The sequence below is a fragment of the Vibrio sp. R15-SG3-ISO1B genome, from assembly GCF_059833835.1.
On sequence record NZ_JCBDGG010000013.1, the window covers coordinates 53498 to 75647 of the forward strand.

The 22150-nt window shown below is 49.1% G+C and carries 21 protein-coding genes and 1 tRNA gene; 9 read left to right on the forward strand and 13 right to left on the reverse strand.

Features of this window, described 5'->3' with window-relative positions:
- Positions 1 to 77: 77 nt before the first annotated feature.
- The 4 genes from AC6R0S_RS04305 to glpA all read right to left on the reverse strand — a co-directional run bounded on the left by AC6R0S_RS04305 (position 78) and on the right by glpA (position 4938).
- Positions 78 to 659, reverse strand: coding sequence for a hypothetical protein (locus AC6R0S_RS04305; RefSeq protein ID WP_500637289.1), 582 nt, complete (start codon positions 657 to 659; stop codon positions 78 to 80).
- A gap of 64 nt (positions 660 to 723) precedes the next feature.
- The gene (glpC, locus tag AC6R0S_RS04310; protein WP_500637290.1) at positions 724 to 1959 is read right to left on the reverse strand and encodes an anaerobic glycerol-3-phosphate dehydrogenase subunit GlpC; all 1236 of its coding nucleotides are present in this window, start codon (positions 1957 to 1959) and stop codon (positions 724 to 726) included.
- Positions 1956 to 3296 carry a glycerol-3-phosphate dehydrogenase subunit GlpB gene (gene glpB, locus AC6R0S_RS04315; RefSeq protein WP_500637291.1) on the reverse strand — a complete coding sequence of 447 codons (1341 nt, stop codon included), beginning with the start codon at positions 3294 to 3296 and terminating at the stop codon, positions 1956 to 1958. The genes glpC and glpB overlap by 4 nt, the downstream gene beginning before the upstream one ends.
- Complete coding sequence (gene glpA / locus AC6R0S_RS04320; RefSeq protein WP_500637292.1) at positions 3283 to 4938, reverse strand: anaerobic glycerol-3-phosphate dehydrogenase subunit A; 1656 nt, start codon at positions 4936 to 4938, stop codon at positions 3283 to 3285. The genes glpB and glpA overlap by 14 nt, the downstream gene beginning before the upstream one ends.
- A 424-nt stretch (positions 4939 to 5362) precedes the next feature.
- Here glpA and AC6R0S_RS04325 point away from each other — a divergent pair, with 424 nt between their 5' ends.
- Complete coding sequence (locus AC6R0S_RS04325; protein WP_500637293.1) at positions 5363 to 6220, forward strand: MIP/aquaporin family protein; 858 nt, start codon at positions 5363 to 5365, stop codon at positions 6218 to 6220.
- 72 nt (positions 6221 to 6292) lie between these two features.
- Entirely contained in the window at positions 6293 to 7801 is a 1509-nt protein-coding gene (gene glpK, locus AC6R0S_RS04330; protein WP_500637294.1) for a glycerol kinase GlpK, read from the forward strand.
- 23 nt (positions 7802 to 7824) lie between these two features.
- On the opposite strand, the gene AC6R0S_RS04335 is transcribed toward glpK, so the two are convergent.
- On the reverse strand, positions 7825 to 8322 hold the full coding sequence (locus AC6R0S_RS04335) for a GNAT family N-acetyltransferase (protein ID WP_500637295.1): 498 nt from the start codon (positions 8320 to 8322) through the stop codon (positions 7825 to 7827).
- 113 nt (positions 8323 to 8435) lie between these two features.
- Positions 8436 to 8526, reverse strand: a tRNA-Ser gene (locus AC6R0S_RS04340).
- Positions 8527 to 8853: 327 nt separating this feature from the next.
- On the opposite strand from AC6R0S_RS04340, the gene AC6R0S_RS04345 reads away from it, so the two are divergent.
- Positions 8854 to 9537, forward strand: a complete 684-nt coding sequence (locus tag AC6R0S_RS04345) for a MaoC family dehydratase (RefSeq protein WP_500637296.1) — start codon at positions 8854 to 8856, stop codon at positions 9535 to 9537.
- Between the two features lie 82 nt (positions 9538 to 9619).
- Here AC6R0S_RS04345 and AC6R0S_RS04350 read toward each other — a convergent pair whose 3' ends face one another.
- Positions 9620 to 10195, reverse strand: a complete 576-nt coding sequence (locus AC6R0S_RS04350; protein WP_500637297.1) for an aldolase/citrate lyase/malate synthase family protein — start codon at positions 10193 to 10195, stop codon at positions 9620 to 9622.
- 160 nt (positions 10196 to 10355) lie between these two features.
- Here AC6R0S_RS04350 and AC6R0S_RS04355 point away from each other — a divergent pair, with 160 nt between their 5' ends.
- Complete coding sequence (locus AC6R0S_RS04355; protein WP_334552139.1) at positions 10356 to 11879, forward strand: DUF3612 domain-containing protein; 1524 nt, start codon at positions 10356 to 10358, stop codon at positions 11877 to 11879.
- A gap of 396 nt (positions 11880 to 12275) precedes the next feature.
- On the opposite strand, the gene AC6R0S_RS04360 is transcribed toward AC6R0S_RS04355, so the two are convergent.
- Complete coding sequence (locus AC6R0S_RS04360) at positions 12276 to 12710, reverse strand: Mpo1 family 2-hydroxy fatty acid dioxygenase (RefSeq protein ID WP_500637324.1); 435 nt, start codon at positions 12708 to 12710, stop codon at positions 12276 to 12278.
- A gap of 9 nt (positions 12711 to 12719) precedes the next feature.
- The gene (locus tag AC6R0S_RS04365) at positions 12720 to 14051 is read right to left on the reverse strand and encodes a diguanylate cyclase (protein ID WP_500632130.1); all 1332 of its coding nucleotides are present in this window, start codon (positions 14049 to 14051) and stop codon (positions 12720 to 12722) included.
- Between the two features lie 382 nt (positions 14052 to 14433).
- On the opposite strand from AC6R0S_RS04365, the gene AC6R0S_RS04370 reads away from it, so the two are divergent.
- Positions 14434 to 15516 carry a DUF3541 domain-containing protein gene (locus tag AC6R0S_RS04370; RefSeq protein WP_500637298.1) on the forward strand — a complete coding sequence of 361 codons (1083 nt, stop codon included), beginning with the start codon at positions 14434 to 14436 and terminating at the stop codon, positions 15514 to 15516.
- 21 nt (positions 15517 to 15537) lie between these two features.
- Here the strand turns inward: AC6R0S_RS04370 and AC6R0S_RS04375 are convergent, their stop codons facing one another.
- Positions 15538 to 16482, reverse strand: a complete 945-nt coding sequence (locus tag AC6R0S_RS04375; protein ID WP_500637299.1) for a DMT family transporter — start codon at positions 16480 to 16482, stop codon at positions 15538 to 15540.
- A 90-nt stretch (positions 16483 to 16572) separates the two neighbouring features.
- Here AC6R0S_RS04375 and AC6R0S_RS04380 point away from each other — a divergent pair, with 90 nt between their 5' ends.
- Positions 16573 to 17511, forward strand: a complete 939-nt coding sequence (locus AC6R0S_RS04380; RefSeq protein WP_500637300.1) for a LysR substrate-binding domain-containing protein — start codon at positions 16573 to 16575, stop codon at positions 17509 to 17511.
- Here the strand turns inward: AC6R0S_RS04380 and AC6R0S_RS04385 are convergent.
- Complete coding sequence (locus AC6R0S_RS04385; RefSeq protein WP_334552143.1) at positions 17480 to 17767, reverse strand: hypothetical protein; 288 nt, start codon at positions 17765 to 17767, stop codon at positions 17480 to 17482. The genes AC6R0S_RS04380 and AC6R0S_RS04385 overlap by 32 nt on opposite strands.
- Before the next feature lie 183 nt (positions 17768 to 17950).
- Complete coding sequence (ppnP, locus tag AC6R0S_RS04390; protein WP_500637301.1) at positions 17951 to 18232, reverse strand: pyrimidine/purine nucleoside phosphorylase; 282 nt, start codon at positions 18230 to 18232, stop codon at positions 17951 to 17953.
- 298 nt (positions 18233 to 18530) lie between these two features.
- Here ppnP and AC6R0S_RS04395 point away from each other — a divergent pair, with 298 nt between their 5' ends.
- Positions 18531 to 18971: a DUF2850 domain-containing protein gene (locus AC6R0S_RS04395; protein ID WP_334552145.1), complete on the forward strand. Its 441-nt coding sequence runs from the start codon at positions 18531 to 18533 to the stop codon at positions 18969 to 18971.
- Positions 18972 to 19051: 80 nt separating this feature from the next.
- Positions 19052 to 20149, forward strand: coding sequence for a mechanosensitive ion channel family protein (locus tag AC6R0S_RS04400; RefSeq protein ID WP_500637302.1), 1098 nt, complete (start codon positions 19052 to 19054; stop codon positions 20147 to 20149).
- Positions 20150 to 20216: 67 nt separating this feature from the next.
- Here AC6R0S_RS04400 and AC6R0S_RS04405 read toward each other — a convergent pair whose 3' ends face one another.
- Entirely contained in the window at positions 20217 to 21377 is a 1161-nt protein-coding gene (locus AC6R0S_RS04405; protein WP_500628462.1) for an MBL fold metallo-hydrolase, read from the reverse strand.
- A gap of 109 nt (positions 21378 to 21486) precedes the next feature.
- On the opposite strand from AC6R0S_RS04405, the gene AC6R0S_RS04410 reads away from it, so the two are divergent.
- The gene (locus tag AC6R0S_RS04410) at positions 21487 to 22098 is read left to right on the forward strand and encodes a TetR/AcrR family transcriptional regulator (protein ID WP_500637303.1); all 612 of its coding nucleotides are present in this window, start codon (positions 21487 to 21489) and stop codon (positions 22096 to 22098) included.
- Positions 22099 to 22150: the final 52 nt, after the last annotated feature.

A 22150-nucleotide genomic window follows, 5' to 3' on the forward strand; every position in this document is an offset into this window, starting at 1 on the left:
TTCGAGGGTTTTACGTGCAATCCAAATGAAGTGGTCACTCTTACTCTACCGCCATGTCAACTCTGTCCACGATGAGATCAACGCGATGAAGACTGCGCCGATTCTAACCGTTTGGCTATTTCCTCTTGCTGCTGAGAGATCGAGTCTAGCGCCTGTGCTGTGGTCTTTATTGCTCCGGCCATTGAGGAGAGATGTGAAGTCGCGCCGAGCAGTGTCGCTTGCATCGGACGCAACACGAACCAAAAAATGGCCGATATTATCCCGATGATGACCACTCCAATCAGTGCGATCGCCACCAGCACTTGCTGGCGCAGCTCATCAAAGAACTGCTGACTTTTTGTGGCGATGGTCTGTTTAGAGTGCTGAAACGCGCTTGGCAGTGCCTCCATAGACTGTCTAGAGAGCAATACCAATTCGTTGAGATTGCCAATGGTTTGGTCGAGTTTTTCTTGCTGTTGCCCTGTCAAGTGCTCACTTTGCGCGATGTCTGCAAGCGCGCTACCAATGGTATCTAACGACTGTCGGGTGTCATCCAGTGCCCGCTCAACTCCCTCCAACTCTAATGTCATCGACACCTGTACAAAGGGCTGATGCGCCTCCTCCTCTGCATTCACCACTGATGCCAATAGCACCATACTCAAGCCTAGCCACCACTTCATCGCCCTATCCTTTTGATTGTCTGTTCTTTGACATCATAGCGCTAAGCCATCGAAGATGTCGTCTTTAATTACTTGGATAAGGAGATTGAGACTCAAGCGCCATCGCCAACAACGTCATCGGGTGGTGACACGCGAGGGAAGTATTTTCTTCAATCTGCCATTTACACGCCTCACAGTCGGTTATCGCATAGTCCGCACCGGATTCTTCCATCGCCGCAAATAAAGGCGCCCCTATCGCCATTGAGGTGGCGTAGTTTTCCGATTTGAATCCATAAGTACCCGCTAATCCGCAGCACTGACTGTCTAACACTATCACGTTTAGACCGGGGATCCGTTTAAGCAGTTCGATGGTAAAAAGATGCTCACCACTCCGCTCAAGGTGGCACGGCGTGTGGTACACCACCACTTTGTTTAATGGTTTGAGTGTCGGCCCCTCGCCTTGCTCAAACGCGCGCAGCAAAAAACGACTGAAAAAATGCACGTCGTTGACAATGGCATCATTCTCAACCCCTAGCACGTGAGGGTACTCCTCTTTCAATGCTAAACAGCAACTGGATGACGTTGAGATCACGCCGTGGCTGGAGCCATGTAACGCAGCGGTCATCTGCTCAACGTTGATTCGCGCGTTTTTACGCGCTTTGTCTAAAAAACCATTGGCAATCAAGGGTACGCCGCAGCACTTTTCTTTATCGAGTAAGGTCACGCCATAATTCATCGCATTTAGGACCGCAACCACATCTTTGCCCAGTTGCGGATGGTTGTAATTGACATAGCAGCCGTGAAAATAGCTCACATGTCGGGAAAACTTTGCTTGTGACGACTTGTGCTTTTTAAACCATGCGCGAAACGTGCCTTGGGCATATTTAGGTAAGGACTTGTGGTGATCCACCCCTAAGGTTTTGTCCAAAATAGTTTTGACTGGAATCAGTTGCGTCATCTTGTTGACAACGTGTCCCATCGGCGTGGCCAGTGAACCGAACAAGTCGGTGTGGCTGAGCACGTAATCGCGTACGGTTTTTGGGCTAAGCGTTTTTTTCCCTAAGGAGCCTTTGGCGTTCGCGATCAAATCACCAATGCGAACCCTAGAAGGACAAGCGGTTTCACATCGCTTGCAGTTGGTGCACATCGACAGGGCCTCATCATAGTAATCTGGGCTTTTGATGCGCAAGCGTTCGCCATCCGGGCCACACTGTTTCGGGCCGGGGTAAAGAGGGTTGGTCTTGGCGACCGGGCAATACACGGTGCACACCGTGCATTTGATGCAGTTTTCAAAAGACAATTGACCAACTTGAGCGTTCATACCTCAACCTCCTCTTTAAAAGCTGCGTGTTGATGGCTCTTTGCGACTGCAGTGGCTGCGTGATAAGCGGTGCTGATGGCGACGCCGCCCCCGCAACCTTGCTTAATCGGATCAAAGCCCTGCAACAGAGCGCCAACGCAACGCACGTTGCGCACCGTCTCGCCATTCAGTAGAGGGGAAAAATCGGCATTGGTCTTGACGCCAAACGCCAAGAAAGGTTGGGAGTCGGCAGCAAAAAACGCGTCATTGGCCCAGTGGTCACGCTCGTCATCGGCACTAACGTCAAAGTGAAAACGCGGCTCCTGCACGGCTTGTCTCTCAGCCACCAGTCCACCACTAAAGAAACTGCCGGTCGCCATAATATAGTGAGCCGCACGCAATGGCGTCTTGCTCATCTTCTCGGTATAAATTTGCTCCAGCTGATATCCCGATTCCGACTCGATGAGCTCGCCGCCAACCACGCTGTCACCTTTGAGCACCACGCCACCCAACTGACGAACCGCGCGAGTCAAACACTCTTCAATGCGTATGCCCATCAACGATGGTGGCATGGTCGCCACTTCAAATAACTGTCGCTGTGTCTGCACTCTCAGCTGTTCAAGGAGGATTAGCCCATCGCCATTTCCGAGCAAGGCAGGTATGACCACGGCATCATCCGCTTGAGACACACGTAAAAGTTGGTGAGCGAATTCGTTCAGGACGTGGGGCTGTCGCAATAAGCGCGATAAATCAATAGAGCGCAGATCGCCACATTGACGGCCAAACCCACGCAGCGAAGGCAGGTCTACAGTGATACTGCGGATGGTTTTGCCTGTGAACATCGGTTGCTGCGCAAGGTAATCACGAGTCATGTTGGGGTGAAAATCTCGAAAGCCCGCTATCGATACCACAGTAATTCGGTGAAAAGCGCTGAGCGCTGACCCATCAAAATCCGTACACAACGCATAAGGCTGAGAAAACCACGTCGGTTTAAGCGTGCCCACCGTTGTGAGTCTCAAGTGGTTTTCTTCTTGACCTAAGGTGCGCATCGGCAAGCCTTGCTCAGCCATCATAGCGCCGAACCATTGCATCGCTTGTCGCACTTTGTCTGCGCCTAATTTAGCGTAGGGATGCATTGGGCAAGCTTGCGTCAGTTCGTCTATCGCTGGGTACGGTAAGCGCACCGCCTGCCCCGTCACTGGCGAGTGGGCGAGCAGATCAATCGAGCCTGATGAAAAATGCATCGCACTTTGCCCACTAGAGACCACCGCTGTCTTAAGGCCCAATTGCAAACAGCGCAGTGCGGCACTTAGGCCGGATAGTCCTGCGCCCATCACAACCACATCATAATTGAGCATCTGTCGCCTCCTCGTTGCGGGTTAACTGTGCGTTATAGTCGGTGGGTTCGATACCCAATAGGCCCTGATAGACCCAATAACTGAACTCGGCCTCACGTAGCGCATCTCCCCATAAAATCGGTTTCACCCCTTTCCAGCGCTCTTCAAGAAACTCGACCAACAGCTCGCCTGATTCTATTCCGCTACATTGGGTAAACTCATCGAAAAGCCCCGCCGCGCGGTAGGTGCAAAGCTCCCCTTGGCAGGGTCCCATTCCAAGACGCGTCCGGCGGCGAAGATCAGTCAGGTTGTGAACATCAAGCTCTTTAATCGCGTATTCGATTTCGCCACTGGTGACCATTTCACACTCACATATCACACTTTGGCTTTGCGGGGTTTTCATGAGATAGCTGATGACGCGTTGACCGTGGCGATCCACCGCGGCTAATTCTGCCGGTTTGGCCTGCAATGCATGGCGACGCTTGGCGGTTTGAGGAGGTTCAGAGCCGGGCAGCGGACGGCGGTGAGTGTCACACTCCGCCACATGACCTAATTTAGTAGCAATCAAATCCGTGGTCATTTGGGCCATCAAGCGGTAGGTCATCAACTTACCACCGGTAATGGTCGTGAAGCCCTTTAGGCCGTCGCGACTTTCATGGTCCACCAACACAATACCACGGCTGATATTTCGACCACTGCCATTGTCATCCAAGGAGACCAAAGGACGCACCCCCGCATAAGCGCGCAGCACACGACTGTGCGCCATGATCGGCGCAAGTTTCGCCCCTTCTTCTAACAGCAAATCCACTTCTTTGGCGCTCACTTCTAAGCGATCGATCTGATCGTAATCAATGTGCTCTGACGTAGTGCCGATGAGCGAAATCGTATCGGCGGGGATCAGAATGTCAGCGTCAGCGGGCTGGCGACACCGATTTAACACCACATTATTGATGCGATAATCGAGCACCAACAGCGAACCTTTCGCTGGGAACATGGTGATATTGAGATCGGCGTATTCGCAAATAGTCTGCCCCCAAATGCCCGCAGCATTGACCACCTGATCAGCCCAGATCTCAAAAGACTCGCCCGAGCGTCTACTTTGGCAGCGTACACCCAGCACTTGATCTGCAACTCGAATAAGCGACGTGACCTGAGTATGGGTAAATAAACGCGCGCCGTGATCTTTGGCATCAAGCACATTGGCGGCACACAAACGAAACGGATCCAAAGTGCCATCGGGCACTTGCACCGCGCCGAGCAGGCTTGGATTTGCATTGGGTTCCAGCTTAAGCGCCTCTTTAGCACTGAGAAGTCTTGTCTCTATGTCAGCGGCTTGGCATGCGTCGACAAAGGTTTTTTGGTACTCAAGACCATCTTCTGGTAATGAGATAAATAACCCGCTGCTGTCTTCAACACAATGGCGCGCAATGCGTTTAAGGATCCGATTTTCTTGAATGCACTCTCTCGCCGAATGCGCATCCGTCACCGCATAACGCGCACCGGAATGGAGTAAACCGTGATTGCGCCCCGAGGTGCCCGCAGCCAAATCATCACGCTCGACCAAAATACAATCGATGCCGCGCAACGCGCAGTCACGCATGACCCCTGCTCCCGTTGCGCCGCCGCCAATAATGACCACCTGAGTTTCAAATCGCGTTGCCATCGCCGACTCCCGTTTGTCTATTCTGCTTTTAGTCTCGCACGGTTTGTGGCTATCATTTCGAGATCACACTCACAAATGCTCGAACGAGCATTAATTGATTATTTTCACAACATAGATGGAGTAAGAGAAGAATTGACATTTTTAATGAACAACTGGAGAAAGATCAGGATAAAGCACTAACAATAAAGCACTATAAGCGCGTATTTCTACGTAATCCATGATTAACTATTAGTTAACACCACCAATTAACCATGACATTTATGTGGAATAGATAACAAAAACGAACAAAATAAAAACATTTTCGCTCAAATTAACTTCATATGAGAGCGAAGTACCGTTTCATATCCAACCTTTTCTATACACTCACTCGCGCTCAATCGGTTTTTGTTGTACCGAACCAACATCCAACCTTAAGGACATCATTATGGCTATACGTAAAGATCACACTCTATTAGGGCAGTGTATTGCCGAGTTTATAGGAACCGGATTACTCATTTTCTGGGGGGTGGGCTGCGTCGCAGCGTTAGTACTGACAGGCGCTCAATTTGGTCAGTGGGAAGTGAGCATTGTATGGGGCATGGCGGTCGCTCTGGCGGTGTACTGCACCGCAGGTGTATCGGGCGCGCATATTAACCCAGCGGTGACCATCGCGCTTGCGGCTTTCCATGGGTTTGAAAAACACAAAGTCATCCCCTACATCGGCTCACAAATCGCTGGCGCGTTTTGCGCGGCGGCGCTCATCTATGGCTTATATGGCAACCTGTTCGTCGAATGGGAACTGGCCAACGGCATCGCAAGAGACATGCCTGAAGCGCTGGCGACCGCCGGTATTTTCTCCACCTTCCCTAACCCATCGCTCTCCTTTGGCGGGGCGATGGCCGTGGAATTTTCCATCACCGCCGTGCTGATGTTTGGCATTTTGGCCTTTGGTGATTCCAACAACGGTGGTGAATCTCGCGGGGCGATGGTGCCGCTATTGATTGGCTTACTGGTCGCAACGATTGGCGGTTCATTAGGGCCTTTGACCGGCTTTGCGATGAATCCCGCGCGCGATTTTGGTCCTAAACTGTTCTCTTTCTTAGCGGGCTGGGACTACGCCCTCACTGGCGCGAAAGAGATTCCTTATTTCATCGTCCCCATCATCGCACCCATCGCTGGAGCCTGCTTTGGCGGCTGGCTGTACCCGAAAGTCATCGGCGCGTACCTCCCCGACGATGGCGGCTGCACCAGCCCAGCGCAATGTGATGATTGCGTCGTTGAAGATAATGAAGTGCACCCATAATGCACGCGGTGCCTCGTCAACTCGACAAGGTCTACCTACAAAAAAGCATAACGTGATAACAAGGATTACCCTATGACTACTCAATATATTGTTGCTCTTGACCAAGGAACTACCAGTTCTCGTGCCGTTGTACTGGATCACGACGCCAACATCGTCAGCGTCGCACAGCGCGAATTCACGCAAATTTATCCCGAAGCCGGCTGGGTGGAACATGACCCACTGGAAATCTATGCCACACAGAGCTCGACACTCATCGAAGCGCTAGGACAAAAAGGCATCACCTCAGATCAGGTCGCCGCGATTGGTATCACCAATCAGCGTGAAACCACCGTGGTATGGAACAAAGAGACCGGTACCCCCATCTACAATGCGATTGTCTGGCAATGTCGTCGTACAGCCAACTTGTGCAAAGAGTTGAAGCAACGTTCCGGCCTTGAAAGCTACATCAAAGAGAACACTGGCCTGGTGTTAGACCCGTATTTTTCCGGCACCAAAGTCAAATGGATTCTCGACAATGTTGAAGGCGCCCGCGATCTGGCGAACGAAGGGAAGTTGCTGTTTGGCACCGTTGATACCTGGCTGGTTTGGAAGATGACTCAAGGGCGTGTGCACGTCACCGATTACACCAACGCCTCTCGTACCATGTTGTTTAATATCAACACCCTTGAGTGGGATGAACGCATCTTGCAAGAGTTCAACATCCCCCTATCCATGATGCCTGAGGTGAGACCGTCCTCAGAAGTGTATGGCAAAACTAATATTGGCGGTAAAGGCGGCACTCGCATCCCTATTGCCGGTATCGCTGGCGATCAACAAGCGGCGCTGTTTGGTCAAATGTGTGTCGAGCCCGGCCAAACCAAGAACACCTATGGAACCGGCTGCTTCCTACTGATGAATACCGGTCATGAGAAAGTCACCTCGAAAAATGGCCTCCTCACGACCCTTGCTTGCGGGCCAAAAGGTGAAGTCGCCTACGCGCTGGAAGGCTCTGTCTTTATGGGCGGTGCGTCGATTCAGTGGCTCAGAGATGAAATGAAATTGCTCGAAGATGCCCACGATTCAGAGTACTTCGCGACCAAAGTAGACTCATCCAATGGCGTGTACGTGGTGCCGGCGTTTACTGGGTTGGGTGCGCCGTATTGGGATGCGTATGCTCGCGGCACCATTGTCGGAATGACGCGAGGCACAGGTTCGAATCACATCATTCGTGCCACGCTCGAGAGTATCGCCTATCAAAGCCGCGATGTGATTGATGCGATGCAAGCAGACTCTGGCATCAAACTCTCCACACTGCGCGTCGATGGCGGCGCTGTGGCGAACAACTTCTTGATGCAATTCCAAGCTGACATCTTAAACACCCAAGTTCAGCGACCAAAAGTGACTGAAGTGACCGCACTAGGCGCCGCATACTTAGCCGGTATTGCGGTCGGATTCTGGGATGGATTGGTGGAAGTCTCCAACAAAGCGGAAATCGATCATACCTTTATCCCTCACGATGATCCGGAGAAACGCGAAGCCCGCTACAGTGGTTGGAAACGCGCCGTGCGTGGCGTGCTCGCTTGGTCTGAAGTGGTGAATTAAGCGATAATCATAATGACCAAGTGCTAACGCGCTTGGTCATTATGATCTAAGTATTTTTCCATTTTGATCAAATCCCAAGACACACCGTCATGCTTTCGTGCACCTTGCTCAAACGCCACCGTTTCGAAACCAAGGGATTGATAACAGCGGATAGCGGGGTGATTGTGTGCAAACACAACCAGAGAGAGTTTTTGGGCCATCAGTGTTGTCGCCGCGTGAATGATCAGCGCCTTAAGCATCTGCTTGGCCACGCCTTGGCCTCTGTGTGAATCACTGACAAACACTCGGCATATACGATAGTGCCCCTCTTCAACAAAAAATAGTTCGGCAACACCAACGCTCTGTTCATCACGTTCGTAGAGAAATGGCGTCACTTCTTGACGTTTAATGTGTCTAACGATCTGTCTTTTCGTAAGGGGGAATTGATAGGTAGGCCCGCCCCATTGGTAATTGAGCGAAGAAGAATCGATCCAAGCAATGAGTTGATCAATATCACCTTTGTTGAATGGTCTGAGCGGCATGCGTTCCCTTTCCTATGGTACTTACTCTATTCAACATAGAGTGTCTCGAAAAGAAAAACCAGATCCCAGAAACGAAAAAACCGCTGTAAAAACAGCGGTTTTTTCTAGAATAGTGGCGGAGAGATAGGGATTTGAACCCTAGATACGCTATTAACGTATGCCGGTTTTCAAGACCGGTGCTTTCAACCACTCAGCCATCTCTCCGTCGGTGAGGCGTATATTAGGTACTTGGAGAAAGGTTGTAAAGTGCTAATTTGCTTTGAATTGTTCGAGTGATGACAATGTGAGCAAAAACTGTCTCTCTACTGTGATTTTTTAGCCAATTAACGGGTGTCATTGGTTTGAAACACTAGTGTTGTAGCTCTAATTTTAATGAGCCAATAAAATAGTGTTTTATTGTTAATTATTTGAATTTATTAATTAAAACACTGTTCAGTTAACACATGTGCGCCCGAAAGTATTTGAACAATAATGTGAACTAATTCAAAATTAGAAAATTCGTTAGGTATTCTGTATAAATTCGAGGCTGTTATGAAAGTTGCTGACTTGTTCAAACATCGTGGTGAGTCAATTTCAAAGCATCATTCTGATCTCATGCAATGGATGTCGCCTGCGGTACGTGAGTACTGGGGAGACTTTTTAAGCAAGGCCAATAACCGTCAATTGTTCACTCGACTGCGCGATCTTCAACAACCCGCAGTGAACGATGAGGCATCTGAGCCTGTTGAGAAGCCAATCGAACTTAAACCGCAAGCCCAAGCTGTCTTTGATGAGCTACAGACTCAATTAGGCGAGATAATTCATACGGGTGAATGGCTCGATGTCTCACAAGAGCGCATCAACCAATTTGGTTTGGTTACGGAAGACATGCAGTGGATCCATACGGATCCTGAGCGTGCAGCCAGTGAATCGCCATTCAAAACAACCATCGCTCACGGTTTTCTGACCTTGGCTCTGCTGCCAAAATTGACCGACAGTGTCGATCCAGACAACAGCCTATTCCCGACGGCTAAGATGGTCGTCAACATTGGGTTGAACCAAGTGCGTTTCCCTTACCCAGTCAAAGCAGGCAACCGAGTCCGTGCGGTCAGTACTTTGTCTAAGGTCACGCCGATCCGTAAAGGATTAGAGGTGGAGCGCGAGATCAAAGTCGAAATTGAAGGCGTTCGCCGTCCAGGTGCTGTTGTCACGTCAGTGATTCAACTTCATTTTTAGCAGCGTGGCTCAAAGCCAAACCCAATAAACAAAAAAGGATACGCATGTCGTATCCTTTTTTGACTTTGTACTATAGTGGCGCTTAGTTGCCCATAGTGTAGCAACAGCCTAATTGGTAATCGTCGCCATTTTTCGCTGTGTACTCTTTCTCTTCTGTACACGCTTGTGGTTTACCCTTCTCATCGCCTTTGACGAGGCTAATCCAGTGACGCATTGCCGACATCTTACCCATTTCGTGAGGGAACATGGTGCAGGTTTCAAGCTGGATGTCATCGATACACACGAGCTCCACACAACCTGTCCCTTTGTGATGGCCAAAGGTCACTTCAACATGGCTGCCAGTCCCATCACGAAGCAGTAAGGAGGCAGGCGTCTCTTTACTTCCTGTGTAAGCAACAAAGTGTTTGGGATGCTTGAGACCACTGTGACTGCCGTCTTTGAAGTACGCCATAACGTGTCGATAGTCGATCACGTACGCTGTGACATTTTTGTGCGACCCATTTTCTAGGGGGAACAGTCTATCGAGCAGCTGCTTCGATTTGGTTTGCTTTTCACTTGCTTGATTAGCGTTGATGGTCTCTACCGCGAAGACTGCTTCAGCGATAAAAGGGCGGTTTTGATTTTGGATTTCTGTCTTATCGAATGTCAGCATATTCATAGTGTTTCCCTCACGGATATTTCACAGCATCATGTCCTAGAGCAAATATTTCAAACTCGCGTTTAACAAGTTGCAAATTTGTGACTTTGCTTACTTTGTATACTAGTGAATTTTTGACTACAATTTCACAACAAAAATTTTACAATGTGAATTTTACAAAATGCCAGTGTCAAAAAGCTTGATTCGCCAATCCCATTTCCTCGGGACAAAAATTAGAAACCTGAGAAAACGCAACCACTTAACTATGGAGGATCTCTCTGCACGCTGTGTGAGAGTTAGCCCTGAATACGCACCGTCGGTCTCTTACCTTTCAATGATCGAACGAGGAAAACGCGTGCCAAGCATCGACATGCTGGAGGTCATTGCACAAGTTTTCCAAAAAGATCCCGCTTGGTTCTTAGATGACGAGCCAGAACAGGCCGACATCACGCCTGATAAAGGCAACCGCGGTGGGATCAGCGGCATGGCGCTTGAGCCGAGCTTTCTGTTCTCGAATGAAATTCTCCAAATCGCCATTCCGGAGATGCTCTCGCAAACCGGCATTACAGGTCGTCAGTTTGCTCATTTGCTGATTCGCGCTCATCAAGAGAGCCATCAAAACCACTTTCCTGATCTCGAACGTGCAGCAGAAGAAGTGGGCCTCAAACGCCTGAACCTCTCAGCGGAAGATTTGATGGGCATTGCCCGAAGCCTTGGGCTCACCATTCGCTGGGTCAAACGCGCACCGCAAGATGTGGTGGATGAGCTTGGGATTAACGCCAAGCAAGTCGTGACATCCTTCTTTGAACCGCCCGGAACTCTGTTCCTTAATGAAATCCTCAAAGAGTATCCGACTCGCCTTAAGTATGATTTGGCGGTCTATATCGGCCATTGTGTTCTGCACAGCAAAGAAGGGTTGAAAAGCGTACTGACGGTGGGGCATGCCAACAGTTGGGAGGACTACAACCAAACCACGCCGAGCTCAGAGCTCAACTCGCAAGACATTTTGCAAGCGTGGCGTGATTTTGAGTCGAGTTTTTTTGCGGGCGCGCTACTTTGCCCTAAAGTCCCTTTCCGACAATTACTAGACCGCAGCGGGTATGAGATTGACGTCCACCTCAAAGCAGGCGTATCACCATCGGTTGCGATGCGTCGTATGACCGTGGTTTCGCCCTATCCTCACTGGCACTATTTTGATGCGTACGGACAAAACAAGCTTAAAGCGGTCTATCGTGGTAACGGGATCCCGCTTCCTTGGGGCAACATGCGGAAGGTCAATGACCCGTGTCAGCACTGGGCTGTTTTCCGTCGCTTGTCTGAGCCACAACAAGGTAGCTCGGCGCAGATCTCTATTCTCAACGTCGGGGATGAGCCAAGAATTTACTGCTGTGAGTCAGTCAACATGACCGATCCTGCAGGGAACAACCGCGTCTTGTGCGCAGGCATCGATCTTAACCCAGCCATTGATGCTCAGGGCGGGAATTCACACGATATCGCTCAGGAACTCAAAAGTTTATGCGTCAGTCAGGGTGGTAGCGCCCCCATTCCACGTCATATCAGCCGGGAATTCACCACCATCGCTAAAATACTGAACATTAACTGGATTGAGCGAGGCATTCAGTCAGATGCGCGCGTGATATGCTCACGAGGTGCCGTGTGTCCGAGGAAACCAAGCTGTTATGAAAATTGCCAAGGTGGTGAATAGAGGTTGAAGAAACCCATTCGAGACAGAAAGGCGAGACAGAAAGAAAAAAGCCAATCACAAATCGGTGTGATTGGCTGTATATGATTGTGAACAAAATCGTATTCACTAACAACGTCAGTTGGCTAGGTGACCCTCGGCTTAATAAGGGTCACTATAAATAAAGCAGTAACCGTGCCAACTTTTAAGTTAACCAAAAATCAATCACTTCGCTCACTTCGTCATCAGTTTCATGCAAACAGAACACATAATCGTCAAGCAAAATAAGAATAATTGCGTTTTGCGAAAATGTTGATCATTGCAAAATGCAAACCATGACGCATCGAGTTTCCCAGAGATCAAAAAAGCGCCGCCCAACATCGGTTGGGCGGCGCAGAGAACAAGGGATAGAATCATCGACTAGCGTTTACGAAACACCCAAATCGGTCCAATCATAAGAAATTGGATATCTTCGAAAAACGACGGCTTCTTCCCTTCGATCTTATGACCAATAAATTGTGCTATCCAGAGCACCGCAAACAGTGCTATGGAGACCAACAACACCGGGGCCCTCATGATCTCCAGAGACCAAATTAACGCAATACACGCGAGAAGGAAGCCTAGCATCATAATAAACACGCTAAGCGACAAGCGAAAATAGAACATCATCACAGGGAGTGCGGCCACCCAAACCCAATTGAGACGGAACCCATACAACTCCAAACTCGGCAGTGACCAAATCAGCCCAACGACCGACAAGAAAATACCCGGCACAGCCACTTTATGAATTTTCTGATTAATCGGGTTTTGATGGCTCTCACCGTACGCCGCTAGCCATTGAGTCAAGTTCTTCATCATCCACCTCTAAGACGTGCCGAATCCCTTGCGGTGATGGCGTTTGATGTCATACATACTGCTATCCGCGAGCTTGAGCAGCTGATTAATATTGCGCATATTCGCGTTGTACATCGCGTGGCCGATACTCACCTCTATTGTGATCAAGTGCTGCTCATATATGATCGGGTTTCGGGCAATCGCTTTAGTTAACTCCGTGCGAATGCGGTCTACGTCCTCTTCACGATTGACGCGAGGCAGCATAGCTAAAAACTCATCCCCGCCAACACGAGCTACAGTGTCCGAGGCGCGTAACGTGCTAACCAAACGCTCAGCCACCGCCACCAGCACCTTATCACCCGCGGCATGCCCGTAGGTGTCATTAATGAACTTAAAGCCATCTAGGTCGATATTCAAAAGAGCAAAGCCGCCTTTTTTCTCATCTCTTGAGACCAGATCAAACTGCTGCTGGAGTGAGTACATAAAGTAGCGACGATTGGGCAGACCAGTGAGCTCATCTTGCAGGGAGCGTTTGTGTGCATTGTCATACAATCGATAGATAGTAGAGAACGCGAACAAAAGCAGCATGGTCATCGGGTAGCCTAAAATGCGCACGGCGTTAACGCGATACCACTCAATAGTGGCGAGCAAATCGGTTTTCTCTGACGCAGCAATTTGCCAGTTCCCATAGGGGAAGCGTACGATCTCTTCAGAAAATGCGTCATCAAATACCGCTTGGCTGCCGTAGAAAATCTCGCCTTCTTCACCAGAAGAGTCTACCCCTCGCATCGCTAGGTGGTATTTGTATTCAAACGCTTCCACCCCGACTTGTTGATAGAGAGACTCAAGTGACATGACCACACTGCACACTCCCCAATACTTGCTGTTGTAGGGAGGGTCCATAAAAATCGGCACGCGTGCAATCAATCCTTGTCCGCCTTGCACGAGATCGACGGGTCCGGCAATGAAAATTTCTTGTAATTGCTGCGCTTTTCGTACGGTACGCCATTGCTCTGGAATCGATTGATACACCAAACCTACGGCCTTTTCATTACCATCTAGCGGGTAGATGTATTGGATAACATCATCCGGTGCCAGTGCGACGACCATGACATTATTACTGCGGCGCATAATGCTCGATGCGATTAAATCCCAACCAGAAAAGTCAAAGTCAGGATTGGCAGCAACCAAAGAAGAGAGGCCGTTAGCCACATAAATATCGGACACGATTGAGGCTTCAATCTCTGAGCGAATAATGGACAACTCTTCTTTCGCTCGCGCTAACATACTATCGCGCAGAAAACTCTTTTGGCTGCGGTCTAGGAACTCCACCAAACTCACGGAGCAAACACACAACAGCATAAACAGGAGATAGACTGGCCACTGCCTACCAAAGCTTGATTTCACTCAGCCTCCTATGGCTTTGAAACACATAAAAATAAAAAACATAAAGATCAGTGATTTATTATTGGCGCAAATATTAGTTATTACCAGTATTGCCCATAAGGTTACACACCTTTGTTAATATTTTCAGTCGCTTCATTCACACTTGTTAATTTAATGATAGCTAAATTAACAACAAAGACGTGACTTTCTCAACCTCTCCTCTCCATCGCTTGTGCTTTACCTCATCTCACGCATTATTCGCCTTCATTTGACGGGGCGCTCACATAACATTGAAGAATGTTTGTTTTACTCCACGCTCACCGTTTTTGTCTCGGTATCCGATTGTAAGGACACATGAATGCGACTCCCTACCACTTTGCTTATTTTGTGCATAACCACTTTGAGTACGCTGCTTCACGCTCAGACGATGACGTACGAGCAGTCGGCAGAGGTTATCCGCCAAACTTACGAGCGTAAACTTTACACTTTGCCAGCCTTTAAAGAGGGCCATTACGGTTTGAGAATGTATCGCCAAACGCTTGATGACCAATACGCAGCCGCAGTGTGGAGCGATATGGCAAGGGTGGCGAGTCGACTCAACCGATTTGCAGCGCAAGTACACACTCCAGAGCAAATCATGGCCTACGCCCAAAAGCGCAATCGCAGCTATGAAGGGGATTCAGATGAGCGCAGTCAACGCCGTTATCAAATGACTAAGCGCTACCCAGAGTACATTTACCTGGGTGTCGACCTGCTCGGCTCTCTGGCTCGCGCCAACGAATATCATTTAGAGCATCTGGATGATAACGCGCTACGAAACGTGATCCGTCGCTACGATTTCAAACGCTATGTCACCGACCCAGACATGATCAAAGCGTGGGCAGCCCAACTGGCCAATCAAGTCTATTGGCTACAACAACTCGAAGAGCAAGATGTGGTTGAGGCATTTACACAGACCTTTCGAAGCACCTACCCAGATGCCGAAGACGCTGCCTTATCCAATCAACAATACGGCAATAAAATCTACGGTATGACGCACATCATTTTTGCCGCATCACACTACTATCAGCACGCGGTTGACGAGAAACAGTATGAGTGGATTTACCACTATCTAAGCGAGAACATCGACACCATTTTAGCTCGTACCAAAGAGGACATTGTCGCCGAAGTGGGCATCGCCTTTTTACTGGCGGGGCTTGAGGATGATCCTGTTGTCGATAAAACGCGCGCCGCGATTCAACAATCCATCAATGCTGAGCGCGGTATGATCGCTTCAGTCAGCGGTGATTTTGATTTGACCTACGGTGAACATCGCAACGTATTGGCTATTATGCTGCTTGACTGGCAAGGCGTGAACGAGGCTCCGATACCGTCGCGTCACAAATCGGTGTTCAGTGCGCTGCCTTATGGCTTGCGCATCAAGCCATCATCGATTGACTAGTGGCACTCGGCTTACGAAGTACTATCTATTCCATAACAGCTTGGGCTTTTTATTCTGCCAGTGAGGTACTAGCACCACCATAACGTTAGCGAGAACGATAATCGACAGGCCAATCCACTGCCATAGATGGTAATGCTCATCATAAAAGACCCATTGCCATAGGGTGGAAAAGATTAAATTGGTGAAAATAAGCGGAGCAAGTTGAGAGCCCGAAGCCGCTAAACGGTACGCCTTGGCTCGAAATACCTGAGTGTTAATGATCAGCAGTGACATCAACACAATCAACAAAGCCAGTAAGCCCCAGCCCCAATGGAGCGAATATCCAGTCAGAGGAGAAACAAGCGGCGCAGAGGTGACCGCTTGCCAAATCAAATAGGGGGCAACCAGCAAGGTCGCAAACACGAAGGTCCAAAGGTTAATCGCCAAACTGCTCATCGACGAATGACTGACTCGGTACAAACTGAGCTGCGAGCCCGCATTAAAAAGACCGGCCAGTAACCCAACCAATAACGCCGGTTTGAAGGTCAGCGCTCCCCACTCCCCAGCAAGCAATACCACACCAACAAATGTCAACGTCAGTCCCCACAGCGCCTTTGCTCCAATAGCAGTGCGAAAAATGAGTTTTTCCAACACGGGGATAAACAGCGGCCCGGTACCAAACAGCACCACGCTTTCAACCAAACTGAGGTGGCTCAAGGCGTAGATAAAACAGATCTGACACGCAGCAATACACAGCGCACGTACCCAAAGTGCTTTTCGGACTTGTCCGCGAGGCGGCGCCCATGACGACCGACTGATCATCAACCCAATCAACAGTGCAGGCACCGAAAAACGCAAAAAACTCAGTGCGCTCGGTGCGATAGAATCTGTTAAAAGTTTTGACATTAGCCCAGTCAGTGACAAACTGAAGGTAGAGGCCAACATAAAAAGGACAGGTGATGCAGAGATGTCTTGTGTGGTTTTCATTATTCCTCCGTTATCTGCGCCCAGTCTATCGACCTTTTTCAGCAATGAATAATGAGTAATCACAACATCAACTGTTAGAAAAACTTACAAATGAAAATAGTTGCTCCGATGAAATCCTTATATGCGTTTGTTGCCGTTGCCGAAACCGGAAGTATGACGGCCGCCGCTAAAGCCTTGTATGTCAGTCATTCCGCGATCAGTCAGGCGATAAAAACCCTCGAGCAACAACTAGAGCAACCTCTATTTACTCGCGTTGGTCGTCAAGTGGTTCTCAACTCAGCGGGACGGCAATACTATCGCCGTGTGGCACCAGCACTGGAAGAGATCGTCGCGGCGACTTCGCACCTTTTAGCCAATCGCCATAGCAACCGTCTGACCCTCAACATGGTTAACTCGCTTGCTATGCACTGGTGGATCCCGCGGGTAAGCCAGTTCAATCAACACGCGCCCGATATTGATATCCGTATTTCCACCTTGATTGGTCAATTCGTTTTAGAAGAAGAAGGGGTGGATGTGGCGCTCATTCATGGCAATACCAGCGATTGGCAGGACTACTACTGTGAAAAACTCGCCGATGACGAACTTGTACTGGTCGCCAGTCCAGAGGTCGCTAGGCAGTGTTATGCCGGTGACGTTGAGGATGCGCATTTGATGGATCCCGCGGTCATTCTCACTCAACAACCCGCCATTGTCGCGCTCAACGATCGACGCAAAAACGACTGGCAAATCTGGTCTGAAGCCCATCAACTTGCTCTGCCCACCTTCGCCAAGAATCTGAGCTTTAGCGCATCCATCCAAGCCGTACAGGCCGCAACACGTCACTTGGGCGTGTTGGTTACGCACCGAATGTTCGTTCGAGATGACATTAAATTGGGGTATTTGGTCGAAATTGGCCAACCTGTGCTCAATCCGCATCAAGCTTTCTACTTTGCTTGTGCGAAAGAAAAACTCAAAAACGAGCACGTGTTGATTCTGCGTAATTGGATGAGAAGTGAGTTTAACGAGACATGTACATCAGCCACAAACTGAATACCATCACAACCACCAACCATACGGCATAACGAACGGTATTGGGTTTGTCTTTTTTAGGACGATAGACAGGGCGAAATGCCGCATCCTTCGCAGCGCGCGCAGCGGACACTACCGAACCGCTCTCTGCCAGCTCTTTACGCCTTTCATGCGCTTTGCTAGCCGCTTTACCAAAGCGATGAAGCTGGTCGGCGGTTAAATCCTGGCTGGGATCGTAACGGCTATTCTGGTCTTTGTGTTTGGGTACAACGGCCATAGTCACCTCCTCACGATGCATCACGGCATACTAATGAGTATAGTTCATGGCTGTCGTGATTAAACTGATAATAACTGACTATCCTTTCGGATTTTTCGAAACAACCGTTATCATTTTGGCGCAGAGACAAAAAACCACGCCATTGCGTGGTTTCAAATCTAGACCAATACGGTTCTCACTGCATCAGAGATATTCACACAGGTAGGCCGTCGCCTCTTTGACTTGCAGATCAAACGAAGAATCGCCCGCCACGTCAAATGACTCGCCGCTGGAATAGGTTGTCCAGTCTGCATCACCCACACGTTTGATGGTCAATGCCCCTTTCACCACTGTCATGCGCTCTAGTGCTGCTGTACCGAAGGTGTACTCACCCGCGAGCATGACACCGACACTCGACGCTTCACCTTGCTGATTAAACCCTAACGACTGAACGTTCCCTTCGAAGTACGAGTTGACTTTGATCACGATTCTCTCCTTGAATAACGACTCGATTATCATTGATATAGTGAAACTTTTATACGAAACCGCCCGACAGAGCAAGCATTTCCTTTGTCGACTTTCCACTGCATCATCACGCCAACGCATCGAACGCTATACTTATTGGATTCCTATTGCGTCACCGCTTATCAAAGCATCATTATTTGGCTAAAGATCAAACTTTTTTGTCTAAGTTCTGAATTGGTCTCATTTGAGATATCGAACCGGCGAGCGAGGGGTTAGACTGGTAGGACGTTGTTTATTCACACAAGATCGAAGCGAAACTATGAACAAAGTATCCATCTTTAAAGTGGTATTGCCCGTTGTGATCATCGGTTTAGCGCTCGGCTTTTCCGCACTCTTGTATGTGAGTTATCAAGACTATGTGCACCCTAAACATGTCTACGGACGCTGGATAGAAATTGGCGCACCCACCTACAATACCGAAATACTGACGCTCAGTAGCGAAGGGGTATTTCGTAACGACCGATTAGTGGCAACAGATTTCGAGTTTGATGGAAAAAAAGTCTTCGTCACCACAGGGGGCGGTAAGTCCATTTATCAAATTGCGGGCACTTTTAGCTCTCCGCAATTGAAACGACTCGAGCCCAACAGCCCCACGCAGCGCTTTATCAAAGAAGGCTATGAAGATACGGTCGATTTAGAAGGTGGCGGCGCGGCCAAGCACCGACGTACGGCACTCTCCGATCATTTCAGCAGTCAATAAACTCTGACATTCGGCTGGTTTTCACAGCTCACCTAAACCTCTATACTGAACCCTCTGCGCATAACCCAAAGATAAATAAAATGAATGAGTTAGTCTTAGCTTGGCAACAGGATGTGCTGCTGTTTATCAAAGAGTGGAACACCAATGTTATTTTCATCACACTCGCCAGTTTTGTCGCTTGGATAGTCTGGCGTCTGGTGTATGGGCGCTTAGAAGTCTTGGTGGAGAAAACGCATTTCCATTGGGATGACCTCGTGCTTTCTGCGCTCAAAACACCCGTTAGCACGCTGATTTGGTGTTGGCCTGCGACCATCTCTCTCGGCTTTGTCTTGCAAGAGCAAACTGACTCTAACCTCAACTGGTTAAGCACACTAAAGCATTTTCTCGTTGTGGGTATCTTCATCTGGGTAGTGATGCGGCTGATCAGCAATGTTGAAGAGTACATTCTCAAACAAAAGAAGCGTGATGAAACCACGGTACAAGCCATCGCTAAAGTGACGCGCCTGTTCTTTGTCGTCATTGGCGCATTAACCGTTGTGCAAACATTCGGCCTAAGCTTATCAGGCTTACTTACCTTTGGTGGTGTCGGTGGCTTAGTGGTCGGTTTTGCCGCAAAAGATCTGCTGTCAAACTTCTTTGGCGGGATGATGATTTACTTTGACCGCCCATTTAAAGTCGGCGATTGGGTGCGTTCCCCAGACAGAGAGATTGAAGGTACCGTCGAGCGAATTGGTTGGCGTATGACCATCATCCGCACCTTCGATAAACGCCCTCTTTATGTGCCCAACTCCGTGTTCAGCAGTATTGTAGTGGAGAACCCATCTCGCATGCTCAACCGTCGGATTCACGAAAACATCGGCATTCGCTATGACGACAGCACCAAACTCGAACCGATCGCCAATGACATAAAAAGCATGCTGCAAAATCACCCAGATATTGACGCAAAACAGACCTTGATTGTTAACTTTAATGGCTTTGCTCCCTCATCACTCACCATCATGGTTTACACCTTTACGAAAACCGTCAATTGGATTCGCTTTCACAAAGTAAAGCAAGATGTGCTGTTGCAGATTTTAGATATCGTCCACCGTCACGGAGCGGATATCGCCTTCCCAACCCAAACGCTCAAAATAGACGCCAATCAAACACCCTTAATTGGCCCGGACGAACAAGTTTGACCATCCAGAAATACAAAAAGCCTGCAAAATGCAGGCTTTTAGCTACAAGTTAGGCGATGATCGCAGACTAATTTTGGTAGCTCAATTGGGCATTCGCCAGATAGGTCACAGGCTCTTGCCACCAGTAGCTGGTTTGAATGTCGTCACTGACCAAAATCGTCTCACCAATCATCGGCGTGACCAACTGGGCGCTAGCGTGCTTCGCTTCCGCGATCAGGTCTGTCATCGGCTCATCCCATTTGTGAGCAAACAGCTCAAACGTGGACCAATGCACTGGGAACAGGTGTTTAGCCTCTAAATCCAAGAACGCTTGCATGGTATGTTTGGCCTGCATGTGGCCCCAGTTTTCAACGGGGAAGCCTTTGCCCTCTTTAACGTTTGCCGCCACCTCAATAAAGGCCATGTCAAACGGGCCCAACTTTTGGCCGATTTGAGCAAAATGATCGTCATACGCGCTGTCGCCGCTATAAAACAGTGAACCATGCTGACCTTTGATCGCCCAGGATGCCCACAGCGTGGTATTGGAATCAAAGCCCGTGCGGCCTGAGTTATGGTTAGCGGGTGCAGCGATCAGCTCCACACCGTTCACGCGAGCAGACTCCCACCAGTCGAATTCTTGGATTTTTTCCGCTGGCACGCCCCATTTTTCGAGGTGACGACCAACCGCAAGAGGCACAAAGAACAATACCTCTTTATCGGCATAATAACGGACCGTCGACTCTTCTAAGTGATCATAGTGGTCATGGGATATCACAATCACATCCGGTGTAGGTAGCGCTTCACGGCTGACTGGCGCGCTCACATTACGATCAAACCATCGCTTCGCTAAGCGCGGGGAAGCGTATTCGAAAACCGGATCGATAAGGATGCGCGTTTTGTCGATATCGATAAACAGGCTCGAGTGCCCAAGCCAAGTGACACGCATCTCATCACTACGCTGATTCAAGCGTTCGATATCAACTGGCCTATTGGGTAGAGAACCTTGCGGCTTTAGGGAGCTGCGCTCAAAAAAGAAGGTCCACATCACTGAAGACATACTTTCAGGAGAAGGCACTGAAGGCATTCTAGTGATCACTTTACCACCTTGAAACTGAGGCGACTGGGCGATGCGCTCAGCGCGCTGTTGCTCGCTACGAGCGAGGGCTGAATCGGGATTGGCTTTGCTAAATTGACTTAATCCTACGACACCTAACGCAGAAATCACTGAGGCTTTAATCACGTTGCTCATTTTCATGACCTATTGGCTACCCAAAAAAGTAAACGATGGTGTATACTTTAGGTTCTATCCTAAAAAAGTAAACACTACCGTTTACTTTTAGTTTTGTTGGGTTCGGCTAATGAGCACTAGAAGCGATATAAAACAAGAAGATATCATCAAATCCGCCATCGAAGTCTTTGCAAAAAAAGGCTTTGAGCAATCGAGTATGGAAGGGATTTCTCGCCATGCGGGCGTATCAAAACGTACGCTCTACAAGTACTACCCAAACAAAGATGCCCTGTTTGAGGTTATTGTAGACAAGCTGATGTGTCGCTTTGATGACCAAAACGACCTGAAGTTTGACACTTCTGTTGCAATAGAGCAGCAGCTTAAAGCCATCACACGCAAACAGATGTGTCACATCAACAAGGACGATTTCCAGATGACGGCGCGCATGGTGATGACCGAGTGTATGCGCTGCGCAGAGACGTCCGCCTTAATGATGGAGAAATTCTCCTCAATTGAGGATTCTTACGGCTTGTACCGCTGGGCGCAGCAGGGCATCGACGCAGGTATACTCGAGATCGCCAACATTCCACTCGCCATCGATCAATTTATTGGCTCAATCAAAGCCGTGATCTTTTGGCCTCAACTGCTTGGCCATCTGCCAACACCCAGTGATGATGCGGTTGACGCCGCCATCGATCAGGCGGTGGTCACGTTCTGCGCCGCTTACGTTCGCAGCAAATAGCTGACTTCCAAGCCCTAAGAAGTCAGCGTCAAGCTAGCCAATCTTTCGGTTG